The sequence below is a fragment of the Jiangella alba genome, from assembly GCF_900106035.1.
Lineage (GTDB): Bacteria > Actinomycetota > Actinomycetes > Jiangellales > Jiangellaceae > Jiangella > Jiangella alba.
Genome location: NZ_FNUC01000003.1, coordinates 3,106,049 through 3,131,546, shown reverse-complemented (window position 1 = coordinate 3,131,546; position 25,498 = coordinate 3,106,049). Strand labels below are relative to the sequence as shown.

Annotated in this window: 23 protein-coding genes; 13 read left to right on the top strand and 10 right to left on the bottom strand. The window is 72.9% G+C overall.

The window, feature by feature from the left end; all coding sequences use genetic code 11:
- Window positions 1–5: 5 nt before the first annotated feature.
- Window positions 6–1,202, bottom strand: a complete 1,197-nt coding sequence (locus BLV02_RS16840; protein ID WP_069114743.1) for an ABC transporter permease — start codon at window positions 1,200–1,202, stop codon at window positions 6–8.
- Window positions 1,202–2,140: an ABC transporter ATP-binding protein gene (locus BLV02_RS16835; RefSeq protein WP_069114742.1), complete on the bottom strand. Its 939-nt coding sequence runs from the start codon at window positions 2,138–2,140 to the stop codon at window positions 1,202–1,204. The genes BLV02_RS16840 and BLV02_RS16835 overlap by 1 nt, the downstream gene beginning before the upstream one ends.
- Window positions 2,141–2,410: 270 nt before the next feature.
- Between BLV02_RS16835 and BLV02_RS16830 the strand changes: the two genes are divergently transcribed.
- On the top strand, window positions 2,411–2,710 hold the full coding sequence (locus BLV02_RS16830; protein WP_053202804.1) for a DUF4193 domain-containing protein: 300 nt from the start codon (window positions 2,411–2,413) through the stop codon (window positions 2,708–2,710).
- A 15-nt stretch (window positions 2,711–2,725) separates the two neighbouring features.
- On the opposite strand, the gene BLV02_RS16825 is transcribed toward BLV02_RS16830, so the two are convergent.
- A complete protein-coding gene (locus BLV02_RS16825; RefSeq protein WP_069114741.1) occupies window positions 2,726–3,184 on the bottom strand; it encodes a DUF3093 domain-containing protein in 459 nt (152 codons plus the stop codon).
- A gap of 51 nt (window positions 3,185–3,235) precedes the next feature.
- Between BLV02_RS16825 and BLV02_RS16820 the strand changes: the two genes are divergently transcribed.
- The 5 genes from BLV02_RS16820 to BLV02_RS16800 are packed head-to-tail and all read left to right on the top strand — an operon-like array spanning window position 3,236 to window position 6,133.
- Window positions 3,236–3,799 (top strand): PaaI family thioesterase, encoded by a 564-nt coding sequence (locus BLV02_RS16820; RefSeq protein ID WP_069114740.1) that lies wholly within the window; start codon window positions 3,236–3,238, stop codon window positions 3,797–3,799.
- Window positions 3,796–4,272 carry a dUTP diphosphatase gene (gene dut, locus BLV02_RS16815; protein ID WP_069114739.1) on the top strand — a complete coding sequence of 159 codons (477 nt, stop codon included), beginning with the start codon at window positions 3,796–3,798 and terminating at the stop codon, window positions 4,270–4,272. Before BLV02_RS16820 ends, dut begins: the two co-directional genes overlap by 4 nt.
- 19 nt (window positions 4,273–4,291) lie before the next feature.
- Window positions 4,292–4,993 carry a DUF3710 domain-containing protein gene (locus tag BLV02_RS16810; RefSeq protein WP_069114738.1) on the top strand — a complete coding sequence of 234 codons (702 nt, stop codon included), beginning with the start codon at window positions 4,292–4,294 and terminating at the stop codon, window positions 4,991–4,993.
- Between the two features lie 35 nt (window positions 4,994–5,028).
- Window positions 5,029–5,415 carry an OB-fold nucleic acid binding domain-containing protein gene (locus tag BLV02_RS16805; protein ID WP_074946397.1) on the top strand — a complete coding sequence of 129 codons (387 nt, stop codon included), beginning with the start codon at window positions 5,029–5,031 and terminating at the stop codon, window positions 5,413–5,415.
- Between the two features lies 1 nt (window position 5,416).
- Window positions 5,417–6,133, top strand: a complete 717-nt coding sequence (locus BLV02_RS16800) for a DUF3159 domain-containing protein (RefSeq protein ID WP_069114737.1) — start codon at window positions 5,417–5,419, stop codon at window positions 6,131–6,133.
- Between the two features lie 11 nt (window positions 6,134–6,144).
- Here the strand turns inward: BLV02_RS16800 and BLV02_RS16795 are convergent, their stop codons facing one another.
- On the bottom strand, window positions 6,145–6,810 hold the full coding sequence (locus BLV02_RS16795; protein ID WP_069114736.1) for a potassium channel family protein: 666 nt from the start codon (window positions 6,808–6,810) through the stop codon (window positions 6,145–6,147).
- Window positions 6,810–7,475, bottom strand: a complete 666-nt coding sequence (locus BLV02_RS16790) for a potassium channel family protein (RefSeq protein WP_069114735.1) — start codon at window positions 7,473–7,475, stop codon at window positions 6,810–6,812. Before BLV02_RS16790 ends, BLV02_RS16795 begins: the two co-directional genes overlap by 1 nt.
- Window positions 7,476–7,630: 155 nt before the next feature.
- Here BLV02_RS16790 and BLV02_RS37210 point away from each other — a divergent pair, with 155 nt between their 5' ends.
- The 4 genes from BLV02_RS37210 (at window position 7,631) to BLV02_RS16770 (ending at window position 13,053) form a co-directional block, all read left to right on the top strand.
- Window positions 7,631–9,556, top strand: coding sequence for an APC family permease (locus BLV02_RS37210; RefSeq protein WP_342762395.1), 1,926 nt, complete (start codon window positions 7,631–7,633; stop codon window positions 9,554–9,556).
- A gap of 35 nt (window positions 9,557–9,591) precedes the next feature.
- On the top strand, window positions 9,592–10,797 hold the full coding sequence (locus tag BLV02_RS37205) for a class I SAM-dependent RNA methyltransferase (protein WP_216094565.1): 1,206 nt from the start codon (window positions 9,592–9,594) through the stop codon (window positions 10,795–10,797).
- 166 nt (window positions 10,798–10,963) lie between these two features.
- Window positions 10,964–12,100: a magnesium and cobalt transport protein CorA gene (locus tag BLV02_RS16775; RefSeq protein WP_083289181.1), complete on the top strand. Its 1,137-nt coding sequence runs from the start codon at window positions 10,964–10,966 to the stop codon at window positions 12,098–12,100.
- Window positions 12,101–12,132: 32 nt separating this feature from the next.
- Window positions 12,133–13,053 carry an LLM class F420-dependent oxidoreductase gene (locus BLV02_RS16770; protein WP_074946395.1) on the top strand — a complete coding sequence of 307 codons (921 nt, stop codon included), beginning with the start codon at window positions 12,133–12,135 and terminating at the stop codon, window positions 13,051–13,053.
- Here the strand turns inward: BLV02_RS16770 and glmS are convergent, their stop codons facing one another.
- The 4 genes from glmS to BLV02_RS37200 form a co-directional block, all read right to left on the bottom strand.
- Entirely contained in the window at window positions 13,054–14,874 is a 1,821-nt protein-coding gene (gene glmS / locus BLV02_RS16765; RefSeq protein WP_069114734.1) for a glutamine--fructose-6-phosphate transaminase (isomerizing), read from the bottom strand. It lies immediately after the preceding gene.
- Window positions 14,875–14,989: 115 nt separating this feature from the next.
- Window positions 14,990–15,268, bottom strand: coding sequence for a hypothetical protein (locus tag BLV02_RS16760; protein WP_069114733.1), 279 nt, complete (start codon window positions 15,266–15,268; stop codon window positions 14,990–14,992).
- Window positions 15,269–15,323: 55 nt separating this feature from the next.
- The gene (locus tag BLV02_RS16755; RefSeq protein ID WP_069114732.1) at window positions 15,324–15,989 is read right to left on the bottom strand and encodes a response regulator; all 666 of its coding nucleotides are present in this window, start codon (window positions 15,987–15,989) and stop codon (window positions 15,324–15,326) included.
- Complete coding sequence (locus BLV02_RS37200) at window positions 15,986–18,391, bottom strand: sensor histidine kinase (protein ID WP_069114731.1); 2,406 nt, start codon at window positions 18,389–18,391, stop codon at window positions 15,986–15,988. Before BLV02_RS37200 ends, BLV02_RS16755 begins: the two co-directional genes overlap by 4 nt.
- 137 nt (window positions 18,392–18,528) lie before the next feature.
- Between BLV02_RS37200 and BLV02_RS16745 the strand changes: the two genes are divergently transcribed.
- Together BLV02_RS16745 and BLV02_RS16740 are read left to right on the top strand one after the other, a co-directional pair.
- A complete protein-coding gene (locus BLV02_RS16745; protein ID WP_069114730.1) occupies window positions 18,529–19,146 on the top strand; it encodes a phospholipase A2 family protein in 618 nt (205 codons plus the stop codon).
- On the top strand, window positions 19,143–20,525 hold the full coding sequence (locus BLV02_RS16740) for an acyltransferase family protein (protein WP_281243391.1): 1,383 nt from the start codon (window positions 19,143–19,145) through the stop codon (window positions 20,523–20,525). Before BLV02_RS16745 ends, BLV02_RS16740 begins: the two co-directional genes overlap by 4 nt.
- Window positions 20,526–21,311: 786 nt before the next feature.
- On the opposite strand, the gene BLV02_RS16735 is transcribed toward BLV02_RS16740, so the two are convergent.
- A complete protein-coding gene (locus BLV02_RS16735; protein WP_141711857.1) occupies window positions 21,312–22,472 on the bottom strand; it encodes a hypothetical protein in 1,161 nt (386 codons plus the stop codon).
- Window positions 22,473–22,605: 133 nt separating this feature from the next.
- Here BLV02_RS16735 and BLV02_RS16730 point away from each other — a divergent pair, with 133 nt between their 5' ends.
- A complete protein-coding gene (locus BLV02_RS16730; protein ID WP_069114726.1) occupies window positions 22,606–25,434 on the top strand; it encodes an aconitate hydratase AcnA in 2,829 nt (942 codons plus the stop codon).
- Window positions 25,435–25,498 lie beyond the last annotated feature (64 nt).

The following is a 25,498-nucleotide window of genomic DNA, read 5'->3' as shown; positions in this document are numbered from 1 at the left end:
GGTCGCTACGACGTCGCCTTGCGGCGGGCGGCCCAGGCGTCCTTCAGCGACACCTTGGCGCCCATCCGCAGCACGGCACCCTCGTAGATGCGCGCCGCCAGCACGACCAGCACCGCGATCAGCGCGAGCATGAGCCCCAGCGCCAGCCCGACCTCCCAGCCGGCGGCGTCGCCCCGGGCCATGCGCAGCGGCATGATCAGCGCGCTGAACGGCGGCACCACGCTCAGCACCCCCGCGGCGGCGGCGTCCTGGTTGAGGAACACGTAGAACGCGCCGAAGTAGGACACCATCATCAGCGTGTTCACCGGTGTGGTGACGTTCTGCAGGTCCTCCTGCCGCGAGATGCGGGCCGCGGCCGCCGCCGACAGCGAGGCGTAGGCGGCGAAGCCGAGGACGAACCAGCCGAGGGCGGTCAGGACGGGCGTGATCATCGGCCCGCTCAGCTCGATCGCCCCCAGCGCCGACGCCAGGACGAGCCCCAGCCCGCCGATCAGCGCCAGCTGGACGAGCCCGAGCAGCCCGATGCCGACGATCTTGCCGGCCAGCAGCGCCCGCGCCGGGATGGTGGCGAGGATGACCTCGACGACCCGGCTGGACTTCTCTTCGACGACGCCCATGGCGACCCACATGGAGTAGGTGATGAGCTGGCCGAACAGCACGATGGTGCCGAAGAACGCGATGCCGCCGCGGGTCTCGCGCTCGTCGGCGTCGGGGTCGAGGGTGACGGTCTGCAGGGTGGCCGACGTGAGCGCGGCGGACACGTCGGCGGGGTCGATGCCGGCCGATTCCAGCGCCCGCGCGCCCTCGACCTGGCTGTACGCGTTCTGGAGGACGGCGCGCAGCGTGTCGTCGAGGGACTGGTCGACGACGATGGAGTCGCCGTCGACGTAGGCGTCGAGGTCGCCGTCGCGGACGGCCTGCTCGGCCTCGGCGGCGTCGGCCACCGACTGGAAGCTCACCTCGACGTCCGCGACGGAGGCCTGGTGCGACACCGCCTCCTGCAGACCGGACGGCTCGCCGACCAGCGCGACGTCGAAGCTGCCGGAGCCGAAGTCGGTGAACCGGGGGAGCAGCACGACCACCGCGAGGATGCCGAGCGTGATGAGCAGCGAGATGAAGAACGAACGCTCCCGGATGCGCTGCCCGAACTCGCGGCGGGCGACGAGCGTGGCGGCCTCGCGGAACGACAGGGGGCGCGACATCAGGCGGCCTCGACCTTCTCGGGACCGGACGGCGACTGGGCCGGCTCGGCGACGACGGTGCGAAACAGGTCGGCCAGGGTGGGCCGGACCGGCGTGAACTGATGGACCGGGCCGAGGGCGCGGGCGGCGTCGAGCAGGCGCTGGTCGTCGCCCGACGGCGGCAGCTCGACGACCGCGGTCCGCTCGCCGTCCTCGACGACGCTCAGCCCGGGCACCGCGGCGGCCAGCGCGGCCACCCAGCCGGGCGCGGCGCCGACGGACAGCCGGAACCGGTTCGCGGCCGTGCCACGCAGGTCGTCGACGGTGCCGTCGGCGACCAGGCGGCCGGCCCGGATGATGCCGACGGCGTCGCACAGCCGCTCGACCAGCTCGAGCTGGTGGCTGGAGAACACCACGGCGGCGCCGGCGTCGACGCGGGCGCGCAGCACCGCGGCCATCGAGTCGACGCCCATCGGGTCGAGGCCGCTGAACGGCTCGTCGAGGACCATGACGGCGGGATCGTGCACCAGCGCGGCGGCCAGCTGGACCCGCTGCTGGTTGCCGAGTGAGAGCGATTCGACGCGATCTGACGCACGTTCGCTCAGAGCGAGCGCCTCGAGCAGGTCGGATGCGGCCTTGTCGGCTGTGATGCCTGCCACACCGTGCAGCCGCGCGAGGTACACGAGATGCTCGTGGACCTGCATCTTGGGGTACAGTCCGCGCTCTTCGGGCATGTAACCGAACTCACGCCTGATGTCCTGGTCGAGGGGGGTGCCGTTCCACCGGACCTGGCCGCTGTCGGGTTCGAGGACGCCCAGCACGATGCGCATGGCGGTGGTCTTGCCAGCACCGTTGGTGCCGACGAAACCGTACATCTGCCCAGGTCGGACCGTGAACGAGAGGTCGTCGAGAGCCACGACCTCGCCGTAGCGGCGGGACAGCCGGTCGAGCTCGAGCATGGGCTTCCTCTCGGTGCGGGACGATCCGTTGACAGCTTCTCGCCTGGAATGGTGACATCCCTCGTCCCGGAGAACGGTGTGATCGGTCGGTCCAGAGGACGACACGAACTCCCACAGCATGGGGTGCCGTGCCAACGGGGTACCGCATCAGGCAGAATCTCCCGCTCGGAGCGGGCACAACCGCGGGCCGTCGTGCGTTACGGAGGGGCACGGTGTCCATACCGGCCCGGCCACCGACATCACGACGCGCCCAGTGAGGGGGAATAGATCATGGCAACCGACTACGACGCGCCACGCAAGACCGACGACGATCTGTCCGAGGACTCGCTGGAGGAACTGAAGAACCGGCGCATGGACAAGACGTCGGGCATCGTCGACGTCGACGAGTCCGACCTGAACGAGTCCATGGAGCTGCCGGGAGCAGATCTGTCCAACGAGGAGCTGGCGGTCCGGGTACTGCCGCGGCAGGCTGACGAGTTCACCTGCTCGCAGTGCTTCCTGGTGCACCACCGCAGCCAGCTGGCGAAGGAGAAGGACGGGATGCTCATCTGCCGCGACTGCGCGGCCTGAGCACCTCCGAACCCCTCACCGGCCGGCCGTCTGACGCGCCGCCTCGAGCTCGGCCACGAGCCGCTCGGGGCGGCGCGTCGACACCAGCCAGTAGGGGGTGGGGTCGGCGTCGTCGTCGACCCCGATGCGCACCACCCCCGGCACGTACCCGCGGATCGCCACGTAGGCGCGGCGGTCGAGGCCGGGGCCACGCGCCGCCCGCGCCTCGTCGCCGGTGAGCGCCTCGGCCGTGCCGACGGCCGTCAAGGGCAGCCGCGCGCGCCCCACCCGGACGCCGTCGGGCCCGACGGCGATGGAGAGCCGGCCGTACAGCAGCAGCGCGGCGCCGCCGAGCAGCAGCACGGCGCCGGTCGACGGCAGCGACACCCGCGGCCCGAACGGCAGCTCGTAGACGAGCCAGACCGACGCGGCCAGCCCGGCCAGCAGCAGCCACCATCGAGCCGGTACCACCAGGCGTTCGCGGTAAGCAGTCACTCCAGCAGGGTGCCACGGATCGCCGGAGCCGAGCGGGTAGGGTCGTCGATCGTGACCGAACGGCAGCACGGGGAGCCGCGCCCCGCCGACGCGATCGAGCGGCACCCCGGCGCGCCGGCGCCCGGCAGCACCATCGCGTCGCACTACCGCATGTGCGTGGGCTGCGGACCGGACCACCCCACGGGGCTGCACGTCACCGTCGTCGCGGGCGAGGGCCTCACCGTGGCCGGCACGTTCACCGTCACCGACGACCACCAGGGCGCGCCCGGCCTGGCCCACGGCGGCATGCTGTCGCTGGCCTTCGACGAGGTGCTCGGCTCGCTGATCTGGCTGATCGGCAAGCCGGCCGTCACCGGCCACCTCGAGACCAGCTACCGCCGCCCGGTCCCGGTCGGCACGACGCTGCACATCGACGCCGCGGTCGACCGCGCCGAGGGCCGCAAGATCTTCATGTCCGCGACCGGCCGCGAGAACGCGCCCGACGGACCGGTCAGCGTCGCCGCGTCGGCCGTGTTCATCGTCGTCCCGCCCACCCACTTCACCGACCACGGCCGCCCGGTGGCCGCGTCGGAGCTCTCGGAAGCGGCCGCGAAGGTCGCGGAGGTGAACCCGTGACCGACCCCGTCGACGTCCTCATCACCCGGCTGGACCCGGAGCTGCCGCTGCCCGGCTACGCCCATCCCGGCGACGCCGGCGCCGACCTGGTCACGACCAGCGACGTCAGCATCGCGCCGGGTGAGCGGGCCATGGTGGGCACGGGCATCGCGATCGCCCTGCCCGCGGGATACGCTGCATTCGTCCACCCGCGGTCGGGCCTCGCGCACCGGCTCGGCGTCAGCATCGTCAACACACCGGGCACGGTCGATGCGGGCTACCGGGGCGAGATCAAGGTGCTGCTGGTCAACCACGACCTGCGGGAACCGGCGGTGTTCGCGCGCGGCGACCGCATCGCCCAGCTGGTCGTCCAGCGGGTCGAGCGGGCCCGGTTCCACGAGGTGGAGCGGCTGCCCGGCTCGGCGCGGGGCGACGGCGGGTACGGGTCGACGGGCACGGCAAGCCAGGCCGGCGGCAACGCCGGCGTCCGATAGACGTAAGGGGACGGTCAGGGTGTGGGGACGGCGGCGCCGCGACGGCGATGAGGACGAGCCCGAGGTCGAGGAGACCACGGAGACCTCTTCGACGGCGTCCGGTTCGAGCGGGTCCGGTGAGGACGACGAGGCGAAGAGCGACCGGTCCGGCGGCCCCCTCGACGAGTCCGAGGTCGACCTCGACGAGGCGCGCAAGGGCCGCGTCGACCTCGGCGGCCTGCTGGTGAAGGCCGCGCCCGGCATGAAGCTGCAGCTGCAGGTCGACCAGCGCACCGGCAACGCCACCAGTGCCGTCCTCGCCATCGAGGACGCCGCGGTGCAGCTGATCGCCGTCGCCGCGCCGCGCAGCTCCGGCATGTGGGGGCAGACGCGGCTGCAGATCAGCCAGGACGCCCAGCGCCGCGGCGGCCGCGCCGAGGAGGCGGCCGGGCCGTTCGGCACCGAGGTCCGGCTGGTCGTGCCGGTGCAGGCGCCCGACGGCAAGCAGGTGCTGCAGCCGTCGCGGGTGTCGGCCATCGACGGCCCGCGCTGGATGCTGCGCGCCACGTTCCTCGGCAAGGCCACCAACGACGCCGCCACGTTCCAGCGCTTCGTCGAGCTGGTCAAGGAGACGGTGGTGGTCCGCGGCCAGTCGCCGATGGCGCCGGGCGACGTCATCGTGCTGAAGCCGCCGGCCGGCACCCGCCCGCCCGCCGACCCGTCCCAGCCCCTGCAAGCCTGACCAGCGGACTTGCCGCGCGGAATATCCTGGTAGACGTGGAAGAGAACACCGGGCGCCGCGGCATCTGGGGCGCCATCACGCGGTGGGTCGCCTCCGACGAGGAGGTCGAGGCCGAGGAGTTGCGCGACGACGCGCGCGAGGCCGGCTGCCAGCCGCTCGCCGACGTCCAGGACCGCACCACGGTGCGCGTCCGCGGGGTGCTGCAGTCGGTCACGTTGCAGCCGCGCCTGGGCACCCCCGCCCTCGAGGCCGATTTGTACGACGGCTCCGGTGCGGTGACACTGGTCTGGCTCGGCCGGCGGCGCATCGCCGGCATCAGCTGCGGACGCCGGCTGGTCGCGACCGGACGGGTGGCCACCCTCGACGGCCGCAGGGTCATGTACAACCCGCGATACGAGCTGCTGCCCGCAGGCATGGAGTGAGATGAGTCAGAGCGATCCCGGCGCCCCCGACCGTGCCGGCCGGCCGAGCTGGGTCCAGGCCATCGCGTCCGACGAGCGCTTCCGCGCCAAGGACGTCATCGGCCCGGCGGCACTGCTCGACGCCGGACTGCCGCTGGCCCTCTTCACCGTCGTCTACACCGCCGCCGGCCGCGACCTCACGCTGTCGCTGTGGGTGGCCGTGGGCTCCGGGGTCCTGCTCGGCATCGTGCGGCTGCTGCGCAAGGAGCCGCTGCAGAACGTCGTCGCCGGCTTCCTGGGCGTCGGCATCGCCGCGTTCATGGCCAACCGCACGGGTCGCGCCGAGGACGTGTTCCTGCCCGGCCTGCTGATCAACGTCGGCTACGGGCTGGCGTACCTGGTGTCCATCGCGGTCCGCTGGCCGCTGCTGGGCGTGTTCGTCGGACTTGTCACCGGGCAGGGCACGGGCTGGCGCAGCGACCCCGCGCTGCTGCGCGCCTACACCCGGGCGAGCTTCCTCTGGGTGGGGATGTTCGCGGTGCGGCTGGCCGTCCAGGTGCCGCTGTACCTCGCCGGCGAAGACCAGATCGGCTGGCTGGCCGGTGCCCGGCTGGTCATGAGCTGGCCGCTGTTCCTGCTGGTCGCCTACCTGTCCTGGCTGATCATCCGGCCCGCGTACCGCGCCCACCAGGAGCGTCTGGCGCCCGCCAAGCCCGGCCCCGACCCCGTCGACGGCTGACGCGGGCGGGCTCAGCCCGCGTGCGGCGAGAGCAGGTCCTCGAGCTGCTTCTCCCGCTCCGGCGCGGCGACGAACAGCAGCTCGTCGCCGGCTTCCAGCGGGAGGTCGGGCAGCGGGCTGTGCACGTGCTTGCCGCGGATGATCGACACCAGCGAGGTGTCGACCGGCCAGGCGACGTCGGCGACCGCCGTGCCGACGATGGGGGAGTCGCCCGGCAGCGTCAGCTCGACCAGGTTCGCCTCGCCCTGCCGGAAGCTGAACAGCCGGACGAGGTCGCCGACGCTGACGGCCTCCTCGACCAGCGCGCTCATGATGCGCGGCGTCGACACCGACACGTCGACGCCCCAGGACTCGTTGAACATCCACTCGTTGCGCGGGTGGTTGACCCGGGCGACGACGCGCGGCACGCCGAACTCCGTCTTGGCCAGCAGCGACACCACGAGGTTGACCTTGTCGTCGCCGGTGGCGGCGATGACGACGTTGCAGCGGTCGAGCGCCGCCTCCTCGAGCATCGACAGCTCGCAGGCGTCGGCCAGCAGCCACTCGGCCTCGGGCACGCTGGCGGCCTTGATGGCCTTGGTGTCCTTGTCGATGAGCAGCACGTCGTGGCCGTTGGCCAGCAGCTCCGACGCGATCGAGCGGCCGACGTTGCCGGCCCCGGCGATGGCGACGCGCATCAGACCTCCACCTCCGGGTCCTTGGCGAGCACCTGCGAGACGTAGGAGATGCGCTCGGTGTTGACGAGGACGTGCACGAGGTCGCCGTCCTGGATGACGGTGTCGGCGGTGGGCAGGACGCCCTCGCCGTAGCGGGTGAGGAACGCGACGCGGGCGCCGGAGGCCTCCTCGAGCTTCTCGACCACGTGCCCGATCCAGCCGTTGCTGATGTGGAACTCGGCCAGCTGGACGGTACCGGTGGGGTCGACCCACTCCGTCTGCGCGCCCTCCGGGAACAGCCGGCGCAGGATCTGGTCGGCCGTCCACCGCACCGTCGCCACCGTGGGGATGCCGAGGCGCTGGTACACCTCGGCCCGGCCGGGATCGTAGATGCGGGCCACCACGTTGTCGACGCCGAACGTCTCGCGGGCCACCCGGGCGGCGAGGATGTTGGAGTTGTCGCCGCTGCTGACCGCGACGAACGCGTGGGCGCGCTCGATGCCGGCCTCGATGAGCACGTCGCGGTCGAAGCCGACCCCGGCCACGGTCGAGCCCTCGAAGCCCGGCTGCAGCCGCCGGAACGCCTCGGGGTTCTGGTCGACGATGGCGACCGTGTGGTCGTGCGATTCGAGGATGTGCGCGACGGTCGAGCCGACCCTGCCGCAGCCCATGATGACGACGTGCATGTGGTCCTCTCACCCTCACCGTGCGACCCGGGGGCTCGCCGTGTCGCTGCCGACGTTACACGCCCGCCGGGAAAGGCATACCATTGCCGATCGTGCCGAGCCTCGGCGATCTGTCCAAGCGGCTCCTCATCGGTCGCAAACTTCCCAGCGAGCGCATGGGGCACACGCTGCTACCCAAGCGGCTGGCCCTGCCGGTGTTCGCCAGCGACCCGCTGTCGTCGGTCACGTACGCCACGCAGGAGGTCCTGGTCATCCTGACGCTGGGTGGCCTGGCCTACCTGACGTACACCCCGTGGGTCGCCGCGGTCGTCGTGTTGCTGCTGATCACCGTCGTGGCGTCGTACCGCCAGCTGGTGCGCGCGTACCCGACCGGCGGCGGCGACTTCGAGGTGGCCAACACCAACCTCGGGCCGACCGCCGGGCTGATCGTCGCCAGCGCGCTGCTGATCGACTACATCCTGACGGTGGCGGTGTCGGTGTCGGCGGGCGTCGACAACCTGATCTCGGCCGTGCCGGAGCTGAACGACTACCGGGTGCCCATCGCCATCGGCATCGTCGTGCTGCTCTCGGCGATGAACCTGCGCGGCATCCGCGAGAGCGGCATCGCGTTCGCGATCCCCACCTACCTGTTCATCGTCGGCATGGCCGGGCTGATCGTGTGGGGCCTGGGCCAGACGCTCTTCGGCGACGACCCGGTCTCGGAGTCGGCGCAGTACGACGTCCAGGCCGAGATGACCGACCTCGGCGGCATCGCGCTGATGCTGCTGGTGCTGAGAGCGTTCGCGTCCGGCTGTACGGCGCTGACCGGCGTCGAGGCGATCGCCAACGGGGTGCCGGCGTTCCGCAAGCCGAAGGCGAAGAACGCGGCCGCGACGCTGGCCATCATGGGCACGCTGTCGATCACGATGTTCAGCGGCATCACCGCGCTGGCCGTCATCGCCGACGTCCGCTACGTGGAGAACTCCTGCGACCTGGTCGGGTTCGACTGCACCCAGCCGCAGCCGACCGTCATCTCGCAGCTGGCGGAGGCGGTGTTCGGCGGCGACACCATCCCCTTCTACTACATTCAGGGCGCCGCGGCGCTGATCCTGATCCTGGCCGCGAACACCGCGTTCAACGGGTTCCCGCTGCTCGGCTCGATCCTGGCGCAGCACCGGTACGCGCCGCGCCAGCTGCACACCCGCGGCGACCGCCTGGTGTTCAGCAATGGCATCATCGTGCTGGCGGTGCTGGCCGGCCTGCTGATCGTCGCGTTCGACGCGTCGGTGACGCGGCTGATCCAGCTCTACATCGTCGGCGTGTTCACGGCGTTCACGTTCGGCCAGACCGGCATGGTGCGGCACTGGAACCGGCTGCTCGCGGCCGGGCCGACCGGGCCGGAACGACGGCAGATCCTGCGCTCGCGGGCCATCAACGGCACCGGGGCGATCCTGACCGGCGTCGTGCTCGTCGTCGTGCTGATCACCAAGTTCACCCACGGCGCCTGGCTGGTCGTCGCGATGATGCCGCTGCTGTTCCTGCTCATGCGGGGCATCCGGCGGCACTACGACACCACCTCGGAGGAGCTGGCGGTCGAGGACTGGCCGTCGGAGTCGCTGCTGCCGTCGCGCGTACACGCCGTCGTGCTGGTGTCGCGGCTGCACAAGCCGACGGTGCGGGCCATCGCCTACGCGCGCGCGGCCCGGCCGGACATCCTGGAGGCCATCACCGTCGACGTCGACGAGTCGGCCACCGCCGCGCTGCTGGACGAGTGGGACCGCCACGACATCCCGGTGCCGCTGCGGGTGCTCGACTCGCCGTACCGCGAGATCGCCCGGCCGGTGGTCGAATACGTGCGGGCGATTCGCCGGGCCAGCCCGCGCGACGTCGTCACGGTGTACGTGCCCGAGTACGTGGTCGGGCACTGGTGGGAGCGCATCCTGCACAACCAGAGCGTCTTCTGGCTCAAGGGCCGGCTGCTGTTCACGCCGGGTGTCATGGTGACGAGCGTGCCGTGGCAGCTGCGCTCGGCGGCGGCCGCGAAGGCCAAGGCGAAGGCGAAGCAGGCGCCCGGCGACGTCCGGCGGGGTGGTCCGCGCTGAGCGGGCGCACGCGCGCGGCCCGCGGCGACTCCGTCGTGGGCACGGAGGTCGTGGTCGACGTCGGCGCGGTCGCGCACGGCGGCGTCTGCGTCGCGCGGCACGAGGGCCGGGCGGTGTTCGTCCGGCACGCACTGCCCGGCGAGCGGGTCCGGATCAGAGTCACCGAGGGCGGCACCGAGGACCGGTTCTGGCGCGCCGACGCGGTGGCCGTGCTGACGCCGTCGCCGGCCCGGGTCGAGCCGCCGTGCCCGTGGGCCGGACCGGGGAAGTGCGGCGGCTGCGACTGGCAGCACGTGCTGCTGCCGGCCCAGCGCTCGCTGAAGGCGGCCGTCGTCGCCGAGCAGCTGGAGCGGCTGGCCGGGCTGCGCCGCGAGATCGTCGTCGAGCCCGTCCCCGGCGACGACGACGGGCTCGGGTGGCGCACGCGCGTCACGTACGCCGTCGACGCGAACGGGCGGGCCGGGCTGCGGGCGCACCGTTCGCACGAGGTGGTGCCGATCGACCACTGCCGCATCGCGCACCCCGAGGTCCGTGCGGCCCGGGTCGAGGACGGCGAGTGGCCCGGCGCGGCGTCCGTCGAGGTCGTCGCGGCGAACACGGGGGAGCGGCAGCTGCTGGTCGACGGCGAGGTGGCCGAGGGCCGCCGCTACGTCGTCGAGGAGGCGGCCGGACGGCGCTGGCGGGTCAGCGGCGGCGGCTTCTGGCAGGTGCACCCGGGCGCGGCGGACACGCTGGTCAGCGCCGTTCTGGACGGCGTCGAGGCGCGGCCGGGCGAGACCGCGCTGGACCTATACTGCGGCGTCGGCCTGTTCGCCGGCGCGCTGGCGCCGCTGGTCGGCTCGTCGGGCACGGTGGTGGGTGTCGAGGGGGCGCGCGAGGCCGTCACCGACGCGCGGCGCAACCTGCACGACGTCCCCTGGGTGCGGCTGCTGGCCGGCCGGGTCGACCGCGTGCTGGCCGGCACCGGACCGGCCGGGATGCCGGCCGCCGCCGACATCGTCGTGCTCGACCCGCCGCGCGAGGGCGCCAAGGCCGCCGTCGTCCGCCAGATCGCCGCCCGCCGGCCGCGGGTGGTCGCCTACGTCGCCTGCGATCCCGCCGCGCTGGCCCGCGACCTCGCCACGTTCGCCGCACACGGCTACCGGCTCACCGGCCTGCGCGCGTTCGACCTGTTCCCGATGACGCACCACGTCGAGTGCGTCGCGATCCTGCACCCGGCCGGTGAAGTGGACTATTCTTGACGGCGGCGAAAGCGGCGACGACCAGGAGGTGAGGCAGCCATGCGCAGTGAGCCTCCTAGTCATGCGTCGCAGGGCGCCGAGGTCAGGGGCAGCTGATGCCTGACGGCCGGGTGTTCCTGCGTCGCACGACACCCGTCTCCGTCCGCACCGTCCCGGGAGCGACGCCATGCCACCTCGTCGTCAGCGCGCCCTGCGCGTCATCCGCCCTGCCCTGCGCCGGCAGGGCCGGGGCAACTCCGTGACCGACCGTCCCGCCGACCAGCCCGCGGCCGCCGAGCGGCGCTCCAGCATCGTCGACGCCGCGCTGTACCGCGACGGCAAGCGCATCAGCACGCCCAGCTCGCTGGCCGAAACGTACCGCCAGCTGCGCGCCGACTCCGAGGCCATGGCGTGGATCGGGCTGCACAAGCCCAGCGACGCCGAGCTGCTGTCGCTGGCCGACGAGTTCGACCTGCACGAGCTCGCCGTCGAGGACGCCATGGAGGCGCACCAGCGGCCCAAGCTGGAGCGCTACGGCGAGACCCTGTTCGTGGTGCTGCGCGCGGCCCGCTACGTCGACGCCGTCGAGGAGGTCGACTTCGCCGAGCTGCACCTGTTCGTCGGGCCCGGCTTCGTCATCACCGTCCGGCACGGCGCGACGCCCGACCTCTCCAGCGTCCGGCGCCGCATGGAGGACGACCCCGACCTCCTGCGGCTGGGCCCCGAGGCGGTCCTCTACGCCGTCCTCGACTCCGTCGTCGACGGCTACGTGCCGGTCGTCAACGGCGTCAGCAACGACGTCGACGAGATCGAGGTCCAGGTGTTCGGCCGCGACCCCGAGGTGTCGCGGCGCATCTACGAGCTGTCCCGCGAGGTGCTCGAGTTCCAGCGGGCCACCCGGCCGCTGTCGGGCATGCTGTCCGGGCTCGAGGGCGGCTTCGAGAAGTACGGCACCGACGAAGAGCTGCAGCGCTACCTGCGCGACGTCGCCGACCACGTCACGGAGGTCACCGAGCGGGTCGACGGCTTCCGGCAGGTGCTCTCCGACATCCTCGCCGTCAACGCCACGCTGGTCACCCAGCAGCAGAACGAGGAGATGAAGTCGCTCACCGAGGCCAACTTCGCGCAGAACGAGGAGCTCAAGAAGATCTCGGCCTGGGCGGCCATCCTGTTCGCGCCCACGCTCGTCGGCACCATCTACGGCATGAACTTCGACAACATGCCCGAGACGCACTGGGGGTTCGGCTACCCGTTCGCGCTGCTCCTCATGGCCATCGTCTGCGCCACCCTGTTCGTCGTGTTCCGGAAGAAGGACTGGCTCTGAGGCGGCCGGCCCGGCCGTGAAAGGCTGGGCCCATGCAGCTGCGCATCTTCACCGAGCCCCAGCAGGGCGCGAGCTACGACGACCTGCTCGCCGTCGCGCAGGCGACCGAGCGGCTCGGCTTCGACGCCTTCTTCCGTTCCGACCACTACCTGAAGATGGGCTCCGTCAGCGGGTTGCCCGGTCCCACCGACGCGTGGACGACGCTGGCCGGGCTGGCCCGCGAGACGTCGCGCATCCGGCTGGGCACGCTGGTCACGTCGGCGACGTTCCGCAACCCCGGCGTGCTGGCCATCCAGGTCGCGCAGGTCGACCAGATGTCCGGCGGACGGGTCGAGCTGGGGCTGGGCGCGGGGTGGTACGCGCGGGAGCACGAGGCGTACGGCATTCCGTTCCCCGAGAAGCGGTTCGGCCTGCTGGAAGAGCAGTTCGACGTCATCACCGGGCTGTGGAACACGCCGGAGGGGTCGACGTTCTCCTACGCCGGTCAGCACTACACGGTCTTTGAGTCGCCGGGCCTGCCCAAGCCCGTGCAGCGGCCGGTCCCGCTGATCGTCGGCGGCAACGGCCCGCGGCGCACGCCCGCGCTGGCGGCGAAGCACGCCGCCGAGTACAACTCGTCGTTCCCGGCGAAGTCCGACATCGCCGAGCGGTTCGCCGTCGTGCGCAAGGCGTGCGAGGACGCCGGCCGCGACCCCGACTCGCTGGTGTACTCGGTGGCGCTGGTGGCCTGCGTCGGCTCCGACGAGGCCGAGTTCGCCCGCCGCGCGGCGGCCATCGGGCGCGAGCCGGCGGAGGTGCGGGCGAACGGGCTGGCGGGCACGCCGCAAGAGGTCGTCGACGGCATCAACGCGGTCCGCGAGCTCGGCGGCGGCCGCATCTACCTGCAGATCCTCGACCTCTCCGACCTCGACCACCTGGAGCTCATCGCGGCCGAGGTCGCGCCGCACGTCTGACTACTCGACGGTCACCGACTTCGCCAGGTTGCGCGGCTTGTCGACGTCGTGGCCGAGGGTCAGCGCGGCGTGGTAGGCGAGCAGCTGGAGCGGGATCGTCAGCAGCAGCGGGTCCAGCTCCGGCTCGCTCTTCGGCACGGTGATGACGTGCGCGGGCTCGACGCCGAGGTCGACGCCGTCATGCGTCACCACGGTGAGCGGGCCGGAGCGGGCGGTGATCTCCTGCAGCGCGCCGAGGTTGCGCTCCAGCAGCTCGTCGTCCGGCACGATCGCGACGGTCGGCAGCTCCGGGCCGACCAGCGCGAGCGGGCCGTGCTTCAGCTCGGACGTCTGGTAGGCCTCGGCATGCCGGTAGGAGATCTCCTTCAGCTTCTGCGCGCCCTCGCGGGCCACCGGGAAGCCGCGGGTGCGTCCGACGAAGAACAGGCTGCTGGCGGCGGCGAGCTCCTTCGCGACGGCGGCCAGGTGCTCCTCCTCGCCGACGATCGCCTCGATCTGCTCCGGCAGCCGCTGCAGCGCCTGGATGAGGCGGCGCCCGTCCGCCGGTGACACGTCACGGATGCGGCCCAGGTGCAGGCCGAGCAGCGCGAACCCGACCAGCATGTTCGTCAGCGCCTTCGTCGACGCGACCGCGATCTCCGGTCCCGCGTGCAGGTAGACGCCGCCGTCGCACTCCCGCGCGATGCTCGACCCGACCGCGTTGACCAGGCCGATCACCCGCCCGCCCTTCCGCTTCAGCTCCTGGACGGCGACCAGCGTGTCGTACGTCTCGCCGGACTGGCTGACCGCGACGTAGAGGGTGTCCTTCTCGATCACCGGGTTGCGGTAGCGGAACTCCGAGGCCGGCTCGGCGTCGGCGGGGATGCGGGCGATCTCCTCGATGAACTGCGCGCCGGCCTGCCCGGCGTAGTAGGCCGAACCGCAGCCGAGGATCTTCACCCGGCGGAACTCGCGCAGCTCGCGGGCGTCCATCTCCAGCCCGCCGAGCCTGACGGTGTGGAAACGCTCGTCCAGGCGACCCTTGAGGATGCGGCGGACGGCGTCGGGCTGCTCGGCGATCTCCTTGTGCATGAAGTGCTCGTGGCCGTCGGTGCCGTAGTCGGAGGCGTCCCAGTCGACGGTGACCGCGGTCTTCGTCGTGCGGGCGTCGCGGGTGAACGTCTGGTAGCCGTCGGCCCGGAGCGTGGCCAGCTCACCGTCGTCGAGGTGGACGACCTGCTTGGTGTAGCGGACCAGGGCGGCGGTGTCGCTGGCGACGTGCATCTCGCGGTCGCCGAGGCCGAGGATGATCGGGCTGCCGTTGCGGGCGACGACGATGCGGTCCGGGTGCGCCTGGTCGAGGACGGCGATGCCGTAGGTGCCCTCGACGCGGTCGAGGGCGGTGAGGACGGCTTGTTCGAGCGTGGTCTCCTCGCTCGCCCGCGCGATCAGGTGCGCCAGCACCTCGGTGTCGGTGTCCGACGTCAGCTCGACGCCGTCGGCCTGCAGCTCGGCGCGCAGCTGGGCGGCGTTGTCGATGATGCCGTTGTGCACCACCGCGACCCGGCCGTCGGCGCTGAGCTGCGGGTGCGCGTTGCGCTGCGACGGGACGCCGTGCGTGGCCCAGCGCGTGTGGCCGATGCCGGTCTTGCCGCCGAACCGCTTCGGCAGGCCCGCCTCCAGCTCGCGCACCCGGACGGCGTCGCGGTGCAGCCGGATCTCGCTCGGCCCCAGGACCGCCACGCCGGCGGAGTCGTAACCGCGGTACTCCAGCCGCGCCAGGCCGTCGACCAGGATGGGGGCGGCCGGCTTCGCGCCGACGTATCCGACGATTCCGCACATGGCGTGGGTCCTCTCGTTGCTCTCTGTGTTCTAGCGCTGTGGCCGGGTGCCCGCCAGGGGTCGGCGTCAGCCGTCTGTGCCGTCAGCCGCCTGTGCTGTCGGCCGCCGTCAGGCGTCAGCCGTAGACGATGCGGCGCAGCTGCCGCGTGGACAGGTCGGGCGCGCGGACCGGCCGGTGCGTCAGCTCGGCGCGGATCCGCTCGAAGATCTCCTCGTTCTTCCCGCCGCGCAGTTGCAGCTCCTGGTGCCGGCGTCGCACGTACTCCTCGACCGGCTCCGCGAAGTACGCCGCGACGTCCGCGACGACGCGCCGCGCCACCCCTGCCGGCAGCCCCGTCGTCCGGATGATCTGCTCGACGAGCTCCGCGGCGGTGTGCGTCACGCGGTCTACCATGCCGCCGACTCGGTGGGATCGGCAAGAATCTGCCCGGAATCGGGCAAGGTCTGCGCTAACCGCCCGGCTGCACGAGCCCGGTCTCGTAGGCGATGACGACGGCCTGGGCGCGGTCGCGCAGGTCCAGCTTCATCAGGATGCGCCCGACATGCGTCTTCACCGTCTGCTCGGCCAGCACCAGCGTCTCGGCGATCTCGCCGTTCGACCGGCCGGCGGCGATGAGCTTGAGCACCTCGGTCTCCCGCGGCGTCAGCGCACGCAGCTGGTCGGGCCGGGGCCGGTTCTGCTGCGGGCGGCGGGCGAAGTCGGCGATCAGCGTCCGCGTCACCGACGGCGCCAGCAACGCGTCCCCGGCGGCGACGACCCGGACCGCGTGCACCAGGTCGGCCGCCGGGGCGTCCTTCAGCAGGAAGCCGCTGGCGCCGGCCCGCAGCGCCTCGTACACGTAGTCGTCCAGGTCGAACGTCGTGAGCATGACGACGCGCGGATGCCGGTCGCCGGGCGCCTTGAGGATGCGCCGGGTCGCCTCCAGCCCGTCCAGCACCGGCATCCGCACGTCCATCAGCACCACGTCCGGATGCTTCCGCCACACCGCGTCGACCGCTTCGGCCCCGTTGGCGGCGCTCCCGGCCACCTCGATGTCCTCCTGCGCGGCGAGCAGCGCGCCGAAGCCTTCGCGCACCATCGCCTGGTCGTCCACGATCAGCACCCGTATCGTCATCCGGCTCCCTCGTCGTCGGTCGTCCCCGCGCCCCGCCCACCGTCGTCGCGCCGCTCAGCGGACCCGGCCGCCCGCTGTCCGCTGTCGCCGCGCCCTGCGCTCTCGTCCGTCCCGGTCGCCACCTGCCCGCCTCCGCTCCGCCCGTCGTCGTCGTGCCGCTCAGCGGACCCGGCCGCCCGCTGCCCACCGTCGCCGCGCCCTGCGGCCTCGTCCGTCCCGGTCGCCACCTGCCCGCCGCTCCGCCCGTCGTCGTCGTGCTGCTCAGTGGACCCGGCCGCCCACGGTCCGTCGTCGCCGAGCCCCGCGCTCCCGTCCGTCCCGGTCGCCACCTGCCCGCCTCCGCTCCGCCCGTCGTCGTGCCGCTCAGCGGCCCCGGCCGCCCACGGTCCGGTGTCGCCGAGCCCTGCGGCCTCGTCCGTCCCGGTCGCCACCTGCCCGCCGTCGCGGAGCCCTGGGCCCTCGCCGGATCCGTCGCGGCGCCGGTCGTCGTCCTCGCCGGGGGCAGCCGGCCGATAGGGGAGCACCGCCGTCACGGCGAACCCGCCGTCCGCCGTCGGCCCGGCCGTGAACGTCCCACCCACGACGGCCGCACGTTCCCGCATGCCGGGCAGTCCGTGCCCGCTCGCCTGCGTCGCCGGGTGCGCGGCGGCCACCGCGGGCGCCGTGTTCGAGATGCGCAACTCCACCGACCGCGCCGCGTACGACACCCGCACCGTCACCGCGCTGCCGGGCGCGTGCCGGACCGCGTTCGCCAGCGACTCCTGCACGATCCGGTACGCCGAGAGCCCGACGGTCGCCGGCACCTCCGCCGCCGGCTCTCCGGCCGTCGTCAGCTCCGCCGCGACCCCCGACCGCCGCGCGCCGTCGACCAGGTCGCCGAGCTCGGCGAGCCCCGGCTGCGGCGCCAGCGCGACCGTCTCGTCGGTCCCGCGCAGCACGCCGAGCAGGCCGCGGATCTCGTCCAGCGCCTGGCGGGCCGACCCGCTGATGGACGCGAACTCGGCGCGCGCGGGGTCGGACAGGCCGTCGATCCGGTACGGCGCGGTCTCGGCCTGGACGACGACCATCGACATGTGGTGCGCGACGACGTCGTGGAGGTCGCGGGCGATGCGGCTGCGTTCCTCCAGCACCGTGCGGCGGGCCTTCTCCAGTTCGCTGAGTTCGGTCTGCCGCTCGAGGTCCTGGCTGGTGCGGCGGCGGGCCCGGACGAGGTCGCCGATGACGGTGACCGCCGTGCCCGCGACGATCATCGTGACCGCCGTGCCTGCGTTGTCGCCCGTGCCGGTGAGCATCGCGGTGACGGTGATCGCCCAGACGCACACGGTGGTCCACCGGGCGTATCGAACCGCAACGAAATACAACGCGACGAGCCAGGACCACTGGAAGATCACCGGCCAGGCGCCGTCGTACTCGCCCTCGCTCGGCGGGCCCAGCAGCGGCAGGACTATCCCGAGGAGTGTGGCGACGCGCCATCCCACGAGCGGGTAGCGGTCGATCAGTCCGACCGGCAGCGCGATGGCCGCGCCCGCGACCGGCACCAGCAGCGGATGGATCCGGACCGACGCCTCGATGGTCGCGGTCGCCGCCCAGAACACGACGAACGCGGCCAGCCACGGGACGTAGCGGCGCACCCACGGCGCGATGCCGCTCGGCTCGCCGGCCGGCGGCGGACGCCAGTCGAGCACGGCCTGACGGAGTCCGGCGCGCAGCAGCCGCGGCAGGTCGGCGGGCGGTACCGCGGACCGGCCCGGCGATGCCGGGGACCCGTCCGGCAGCGTCAGGATCGGCTGGAACGCCCGCATGGCCGGGACCCGCCGGATCACTGTCCCCGCCACGATCCCCGCCGCCCCGATCAGCGCCGCGCCGACCGCCCAGCCCGCGCGCAGGTCGTCCGGCACCGAAACGGCGAACAGGAACGCGGTCGCGACCGTCGCCACCACCGGGACGGCGAGGTCGCCGAGCACGCCCGCCACCCGCGACCGCCGCCCCGCTCCGTCGTCGCCGGGCAACCGCTGCTCTGCGCCGCCGTCGTCGGGCGACCGCTGCTTCGTACCGTCGCCGTCGCCGGCGGGGGAGCGGGACCAGGGCCGTGGCTGCAGCCCGGTCGCGAACAGCAACGCCAGCAGGACCATCCCGTGCACGGTCGGCCACGGCCACGGATCGCCGTCGACCACGTCGTATACGCGAGACACCAGGAGCGCCGCGCCGGCCGACAGTAGCCAGCCAAGCGCCGGCAGCGTCGTGATCAGGCCGAGCGGCACCGCCGCGGCCGCCGCGACCAGCGGGGTCGCGCCGACCGGCACGTCCAGGACCTCGTCGGCCGTCTGCAGGGTCACGACGAACGCCGCCGCGGCGCAGAGCCACGGCAGCCACGACCGGGCAGCGCGCGGTTCGCCGTTCACGCGAATCACACTAGGGCGGCGGCCGCGCCCGCGCGTCGTACTACGGAGGTGTCCCTCAGGGGATACCAGCGGGGTACGCCGAACCTGGCTCCGCAGCGGGACGATCGCCGCCGGCCGCGTTCCTAGCGTCCGGCGGCATGAGGAATCGCATCGGACTGCTGGTGGCCGCGATACTCGCGTCGTTCGCGCTGACGGGCGCCGGGCAGGTGGCGACGCCGTCCGAGCCGGAGAACCAGCCCGCCGTCCACGCCGTCGCCGCCCTCACCGGCCGGTCCGGTGACGACCTCGCGGCGGCGCTCCCGGCCGACTTCGCGGCGGTCATGGGGTACCGGCCGGTCGCGGTGACCGACCCGGACGGATCGGTCCACCTCACCGATCCGTCCGGCGGCTGCTCCTGGCTCGGCGACACGACATACGGGTTCGGCCGGGCGTGCCGGTCGCACGACCTCGGATACGACGTGCTCCGCTACGCGACGTTGAAGGGCGGCGAGCTGGGCCCGTGGGCGCGCCATGCGATCGACGACCGGTTTGCCGCCGACCTGCGGGCGCGCTGCTCGTCGGTGGACGGTGGGGCCGGCTGCTCGGCGCTCGTTCGTGCCACGACCGGCGCCGTCGGGTTCAACTCGTGGCGGCAGGGCTACGGCAACCCCGGCGACGAGGCGGTCTGGCCGTACCTGGTGTCCGGGGCGCTCATCCTCGCCGCCGCTGCCGGCCCGTCGATCGTCCGGCGGTTTCGTCCCGGGCACCCGCGATGAGGCGGCCGACGTGGACGGCCGGAACGGCGCCGGCGCGGGACGCGGCCTCGGCCGACGGTCGTTGGGCCAGCACCGCTCGGGCCGCCGGAGCCAGACCTGGAGTCGGTGGGCGGGCAGCTGGCCGTCTTGCCGTCGGTGGTCCTGGCGTCGGAGGTTCAGCCGCCGGAGGTTCGGGCGTCGGAGATTCGGCCGCCGGTGGTCCGGACGTCGGCAGCCGAGCCGCCGTTCCCGGTTCCGCCCGGCCTGCAGTGCCGGTCGCCGTTCAAGTGGGTCCCGCAGCCCTCGAGCCCCGGCCGGGCCGTGATCGGCTGGTCGACGCGGTCCGGGCGGCGAGCCTGGCGGTGGTGGTGCTCGGTCACTGGCTGATGGCGTCGGTGTCCGTGTTGGCGGACGGTCGGATGGTTCCGGCGAACGCGCTGACCGAGCTCACCGCCCTTCGCCCGGCGACGTGGGTGTTGCAGGTGATGCCGCTGTTCTTCATGGCCGGCGGGTTCGCCAACCTGACGGTCTGGCGGCGGACGGTCGCAACCGGCCGCAGTCACGGCGCATTCGTGCGGTCGCGGCTGACCCGGCTGTGGCGGCCGGCTCTGATCTTTGTGCCGGTTGTTCCGGTGACCGGTGTGATCGCGTACGTGGCCGGCCAGCCCGCGTCCGACGCCGCGCGACTGGCGGTGCTGCTGGTGCAGCCGCTGTGGTTCCTGGCCGTCTATACGGGGATCATCGTGGTCGCTCCCATCCTGCTGCGCTGGCATGCGGTCGCACCCCGGACCGTGCTCGCCACGCTGGCGATCGGGGCGTTGCTCGTGGACCTGACCCGGCTGACGGGAGGCCCGCCGGTCGTCGCGGCCGCCAACCTGGCGCTTGTGTGGGTCTTCGCCCACCAGCTCGGCGTCTGGTACGGCGACGGCCGGTTGGCGACGGTGCCGCGGCGGCGGTTGTGGGCGGTGCTGGCGGCCGCTCTACTTGCGTTGGTGCTGCTGACCGGCCCTGGGCCATATCCGGTGAGCATGGTGGGTCTGCCGGGCCAGCTGTCGAACATGTCGCCGCCGACCGTGTGTCTCCTGGTCCTGGGCGTCGGCCAGGGCGCGGCCATCCTGCTCGCTCGCCCCTTCCTGTTGCGCATGCTCGGGCGACCGGCGCCGTGGGCAGCGGTGCGGCGGTTCGGGTCGGTGGCGATGACGGTGTACCTGTGGCACCTCCTCGTGCTGGTGGTGGCGTTCGGTGCGTTGCTGGCGATGGGGGAGCCGCCGCCGGAGCCCGGCAGCGCCACCTGGTGGCTGACCCGCCCGCTGTGGTTGCTGGCGCTGACGGCCGGGTTGGCGGCGGTCGTGGGCCTGGTCGCCAGGTTCGGTCGCCGGAGCCCGGGCCCATCGCGGTGATCGCGGCCGGCGGACGCCCGCGCCTCGTCGCCGGAACGCTGCGGCCGGCGTCGGGGACGGGCAGCGCTGACCCGGTGCCCGTTCGCGAGTGCGACGAACGGACAGAGGCGGGCCGAAACAGCGAACGGCGACGCGGGGATGGCCACAGGGCGCCCGGTTGGGCGCGATTGGGCTGACGTGGGCGGGTCGTGGTGGCGGTATGTCGACGGGGACAGTTGGGTGCCTGACGCGTGCTCGCGGGCGGCGGGCGGTGCGGGGGCGCCAGGCGTCGTCGCGGCGACGCGGGGCTGGCCACGGCGCGCGCAGCCGCGGCCGCTGTTGTCGGGCAGACGTGGGCGGGTCGTGGTGGCGGTATGTCGACGGGGACAGTTGGGTGCCTGACGCGAGGTCGTGGACGGCGGGCGGTGCGGGGGCGCCACGCGTCGTCGCGGCGACGCGGGGCTGGCCACGGCGCGCGCAGCCGCGGCCGCTGTTGTCGGGCAGACGTGGGCGGGTCGTGGTGGCGGTATGTCGACGGGGACAGTTGGGGCCTGACGCGTGCTCGCGGGCGGCGGGGCCAGGCGTCGTCGCGGCGACGCGGGGCTGGCCACGACGCGCGCAGCCGGGGCGCTGTTGTCGGGCGGCCGTGGGCGGGGTCATGGCGGCGGCATCGCGACGGGGACGGCTGGGTGCCCGTCGCGAGGTCGCGGGCGGTGGGCAGCGCGGCGTCGCTACGCATCGTCGCGGCGACGCGGGGCTGGCCACGGGGCCGCGCAGCCGGGGCGTGATCGGGCGGACGTGGGCGGGTCATGGCAGCGGGATCTCGACGGTGAGCGGGCTGGGCGCCTGGAACTCGTACTGGGCGTCGGGAGGGAGACCGACGGTGCCGGTGGGGCGGTAGGCGAGCGTCACTGATCGCACGTCGTCGGGGAGGAGGAAGGCCAGGACGTTCGGCGGGGCGGGCGGATAGGCGGGCGTGGCGATGCCGGCGTCGTGGGTGACGGTCCAGCTGGCGGCGGCGTCGAGGTCGGCCCGCCAGGAGGTGTTGGGCGGCTGGCGGAGATGATCGTCGACCCGGAGGAGCAGCCAGGCGTGGCCCGGCGGCGCCCAGCCCTCGAACCGGTCGAACGGCGCCAGGTACGCCTCCGTGATGCGGCCGCCGTAGCCGACATCGAGGCCGCCGCGGCTGAGGTCGCCGGCGCCGGAGCCGAACTCGGCCTCCAACTGCGCCTCGGTGCGCACGGCGATGGTCCGCGGCGCCCAGGCCGGCACCGACACCGGCACGGCGCTGGGCCGGTCGTACGCGACCCGGGACACCGACGACGTCACGTCGCCGGTGCGGAGGTCGAGCCGCTGGTCGGCCCCGTCGGCCGTGGCGACCAGCGCGGGCCGGGCGTCGTCGGCGACCGCGGCGACCAGGAGGTGCTCCTCGGACCGGCGATCGCCGCAGGGCAGGTCGTCGCACGGGAACACGAGCGGCTCGCCGTCGCCCGGCAGCGTGACCGGCAGCCGCTCGGACCCGGTGTCGAGCCAGAGCGTCGTCGAGGCGTCGCGAGGTGCCCGGTCCGGACCAGCGCCGACGAGGAACGGGTCGGCCGACGGCGCGAGCGCCGGGGGAGCGGCGACCCGGACCCGCCACGCCCGCGCGACGAGATCGGTGCCGGCGCCGAGACCCCACCCACCCACCGCGTGCACCGTCACTGTGACGGCGGGCGTGACCAGCCGCAGCGGCGGCGACACCGGTTCCAACCCGCCGACGCCGTCGCCCGGATGCAACACCGCCGCGCCCGGCGTGACCTGGGCCGCGACCGGCGCCGAGCGCGACCCCGACGCCGTCGCCGCACCCGCCTTCACCACCGGCGCGGCCGCACCCGCCACCGGACCCGCGTCGCCGGGGATCGGACCCGACGCACCCGCGCACCCGGCGACGACCAGGGCGACGACGATCAACATCACCAATGCCTTCATGCCTTCTATGGGTCAATCGGGAAGGGTGAATGTGACAGCAGGAGCGAAGAAAATTCGAGCATGATATCTTGAAGTCAAGAGACTTCCGGTTAGGCGAGCCTCAGCGCGCGGGCGATCACCGCCGTGCGCGACGATGAGCGCAGCGAACCATGACGCGAGAGGTTGGGGATCGAACGTGACCAGCAAGGACAGCTTCGGCGCGAAGGGAAAGCTGCAGGTCGGTGACGCCTCGTACGAGGTGTACCGGCTGGCCGCCGCGGGTGACGTGGGCCGGCTGCCGTACAGCCTGAAGATCCTGCTGGAGAACCTGCTGCGCACCGAGGACGGCGCCAACATCACCGCCGACCACGTCCGCGCGCTGGTCGGCTGGGACGCCACGGCGCAGCCGAACACGGAGATCCAGTTCACGCCCGCGCGCGTCGTCATGCAGGACTTCACTGGCGTGCCGTGCGTCGTCGACCTCGCCACCATGCGCGAGGCCATGAGCGACCTCGGCGGCGACCCGTCGAAGATCAACCCGCTGGCCCCGGCCGAGCTGGTCATCGACCACTCCGTCATCGCCGACGTGTTCGGCGCGCCCGACGCGTTCGTCCGCAACGTCGAGCTCGAGTACGGCCGCAACAAGGAGCGCTACCAGTTCCTGCGCTGGGGCCAGGGCGCGTTCGACGACTTCAAGGTCGTCCCGCCGGGCACCGGCATCGTCCACCAGGTCAACATCGAGCACCTGGCCCGCACCGTCATGGTGCGCGACGGCGTCGCCTACCCCGACACCTGCGTGGGCACCGACAGCCACACCACCATGGTCAACGGCCTGGGCGTCGTCGGCTGGGGCGTCGGCGGCATCGAGGCCGAGGCGGCCATGCTGGGCCAGCCGGTCAGCATGCTCATCCCGCGCGTGGTCGGCTTCAAGCTCAACGGCAGCCTGCCCGACGGCGCCACCGCCACCGACCTCGTGCTCACCATCACCGAGATGCTGCGCAAGCACGGCGTCGTCGGCAAGTTCGTCGAGTTCTACGGCCCCGGCGTCGCCGAGGTCCCGCTGGCCAACCGCGCCACCATCGGCAACATGAGCCCCGAGTACGGCTCCACCATCGCGGTCTTCCCGATCGACGACGAGACCGTCCGCTACCTGCGCCTCACCGGCCGGACGGACGAACAGGTCGCGCTGGTCGAGGCGTACGCGAAGGAGCAGGGCCTCTGGCACGACCCCGCACACGAGCCGACGTACTCCGAGTACCTCGAGCTCGACCTCGGCACCGTCGTCCCGTCCATCGCCGGCCCGAAGCGCCCGCAGGACCGCGTCTCGCTCACCGACGCGAGGACGGCGTTCCGCACCTCGCTGCGCGACTACGTGGCGCACGACGAGGGCCCGCACACCGCGCTCGACGACGCCGTCGAGGACACCTTCCCGGCCAGCGACCCCGTGGCCGTGCACCCGAACGGCGGCGGCGCCGAGGAGCCGCGCGCGCTCGCGTCGGCCGCCGTCGGCTCCGAGGGGCGTGCGTCCGCGCCGGTCAAGATCACGCTCGACGACGGCACCGAGTGCGAGGTCGACCACGGCGCGGTCGTCATCGCGGCCATCACGTCCTGCACGAACACCTCGAACCCGTCCGTCATGATCGGCGCGGCGTTGCTGGCCAAGAAGGCCGTCGAGCGCGGCCTGAACCGCAAGCCGTGGGTCAAGACGACGCTCGCGCCCGGCTCGAAGGTCGTCATGGACTACTACGAGCGTGCCGGCCTGACGCCGTACCTCGAGAAGCTGGGCTTCCACCTGGTCGGATACGGCTGCACGACGTGCATCGGCAACTCCGGCCCGCTGCCCGAGGCCGTGTCGGCCGCCGTCGACCAGAACGACCTCGCCGTCGTCTCCGTCCTGTCGGGCAACCGCAACTTCGAGGGTCGCATCAACCCCGACGTCAAGATGAACTACCTGGCGTCGCCGCCGCTGGTCGTCGCGTATGCGCTGGCCGGCAGCATGGACATCGACATCACGACCGAGCCGCTGGGCACCGGCAGCGACGGCCGGCCCGTCTACCTGAGCGACCTGTGGCCGTCGCCGGCGGAGGTCGAGGAGGTCGTCGAGTCGGCCATCGCCAGCGAGATGTTCACCCGCGACTACGCCGACGTGTTCGCCGGCGACCAGCAGTGGCAGTCGCTGCCGACGCCGTCGGGCAACACCTTCGCGTGGTCCGCCGACTCCACCTACGTCCGCAAGCCCCCGTACTTCGACGGCATGGGCGTGTCGCCGTCGCCGGTGGGTGACATCTCGGGCGCGCGGGTGCTGGCCAAGCTGGGCGACTCGGTGACGACCGACCACATCAGCCCGGCGGGCGCCATCAAGGCCGACTCGCCGGCCGGCACCTACCTGTCGTCGCACGGTGTGCAGCGGCGCGACTTCAACTCGTACGGGTCGCGGCGCGGCAACCACGAGGTCATGATCCGCGGGACGTTCGCCAACATCCGGCTGCGCAACCAGATCGCGCCGGGGACCGAGGGCGGCTTCACGCGCGACTTCACCGCCGCGGACGCTCCGGTGACGACCATCTACGACGCGTCGGTGGCCTACGCCGCCGCCGGTGTGCCGCTGGTCATCCTGGCCGGCAAGGAGTACGGCTCCGGCTCGTCGCGCGACTGGGCCGCGAAGGGGACGGCGCTGCTGGGGGTGCGCGCGGTCATCGCCGAGTCGTACGAGCGCATCCACCGGTCCAACCTCATCGGCATGGGCGTCCTGCCGCTGCAGTTCCCGGACGGGACGTCGGCGGAGTCGCTCGGGCTGACCGGCGAGGAGACGTTCGAGATCACCGGCGTGACGGCGCTGAACGACGGCTCGACGCCTGCGACGGTGAAGGTGCGCGCCGGCGACGTCGAGTTCGACGCGGTGGTGCGCATCGACACGCCGGGGGAGGCGGACTACTACCGCCACGGCGGCATCATGCAGTACGTGCTGCGCAGCCTGCTCTGACGGGGTCTTCTAACTGGTCAGGCGGGGTTCGCGTCCTGCTCTGACGGGTTCGCCGCCGGCCGGT

Excerpts from the sequence above, each read along its gene's own strand:
- BLV02_RS16840 (WP_069114743.1), bottom strand. The coding sequence starts at position 1,202 with ATGTCGCGCCCCCTGTCGTTCCGCGAGGCCGCCACGCTCGTCGCCCGC.
- BLV02_RS16835 (WP_069114742.1), bottom strand. The coding sequence starts at position 2,140 with ATGCTCGAGCTCGACCGGCTGTCCCGCCGCTACGGCGAGGTCGTGGCT.
- BLV02_RS16830 (WP_053202804.1), top strand. The coding sequence starts at position 2,411 with ATGGCAACCGACTACGACGCGCCACGCAAGACCGACGACGATCTGTCC.
- BLV02_RS16800 (WP_069114737.1), top strand. The coding sequence starts at position 5,417 with ATGAGTCAGAGCGATCCCGGCGCCCCCGACCGTGCCGGCCGGCCGAGC.
- BLV02_RS16795 (WP_069114736.1), bottom strand. The coding sequence starts at position 6,810 with ATGCGCGTCGCCATCGCCGGGGCCGGCAACGTCGGCCGCTCGATCGCG.
- BLV02_RS16790 (WP_069114735.1), bottom strand. The coding sequence starts at position 7,475 with ATGCACGTCGTCATCATGGGCTGCGGCAGGGTCGGCTCGACCGTCGCG.
- BLV02_RS37210 (WP_342762395.1), top strand. The coding sequence starts at position 7,631 with ATGGGGCACACGCTGCTACCCAAGCGGCTGGCCCTGCCGGTGTTCGCC.
- BLV02_RS16775 (WP_083289181.1), top strand. The coding sequence starts at position 10,964 with ATGCCACCTCGTCGTCAGCGCGCCCTGCGCGTCATCCGCCCTGCCCTG.
- BLV02_RS16770 (WP_074946395.1), top strand. The coding sequence starts at position 12,133 with ATGCAGCTGCGCATCTTCACCGAGCCCCAGCAGGGCGCGAGCTACGAC.
- glmS (WP_069114734.1), bottom strand. The coding sequence starts at position 14,874 with ATGTGCGGAATCGTCGGATACGTCGGCGCGAAGCCGGCCGCCCCCATC.
- BLV02_RS16760 (WP_069114733.1), bottom strand. The coding sequence starts at position 15,268 with ATGGTAGACCGCGTGACGCACACCGCCGCGGAGCTCGTCGAGCAGATC.
- BLV02_RS16755 (WP_069114732.1), bottom strand. The coding sequence starts at position 15,989 with ATGACGATACGGGTGCTGATCGTGGACGACCAGGCGATGGTGCGCGAA.
- BLV02_RS16745 (WP_069114730.1), top strand. The coding sequence starts at position 18,529 with ATGAGGAATCGCATCGGACTGCTGGTGGCCGCGATACTCGCGTCGTTC.
- BLV02_RS16740 (WP_281243391.1), top strand. The coding sequence starts at position 19,143 with ATGAGGCGGCCGACGTGGACGGCCGGAACGGCGCCGGCGCGGGACGCG.
- BLV02_RS16735 (WP_141711857.1), bottom strand. The coding sequence starts at position 22,472 with ATGAAGGCATTGGTGATGTTGATCGTCGTCGCCCTGGTCGTCGCCGGG.
- BLV02_RS16730 (WP_069114726.1), top strand. The coding sequence starts at position 22,606 with ATGAGCGCAGCGAACCATGACGCGAGAGGTTGGGGATCGAACGTGACC.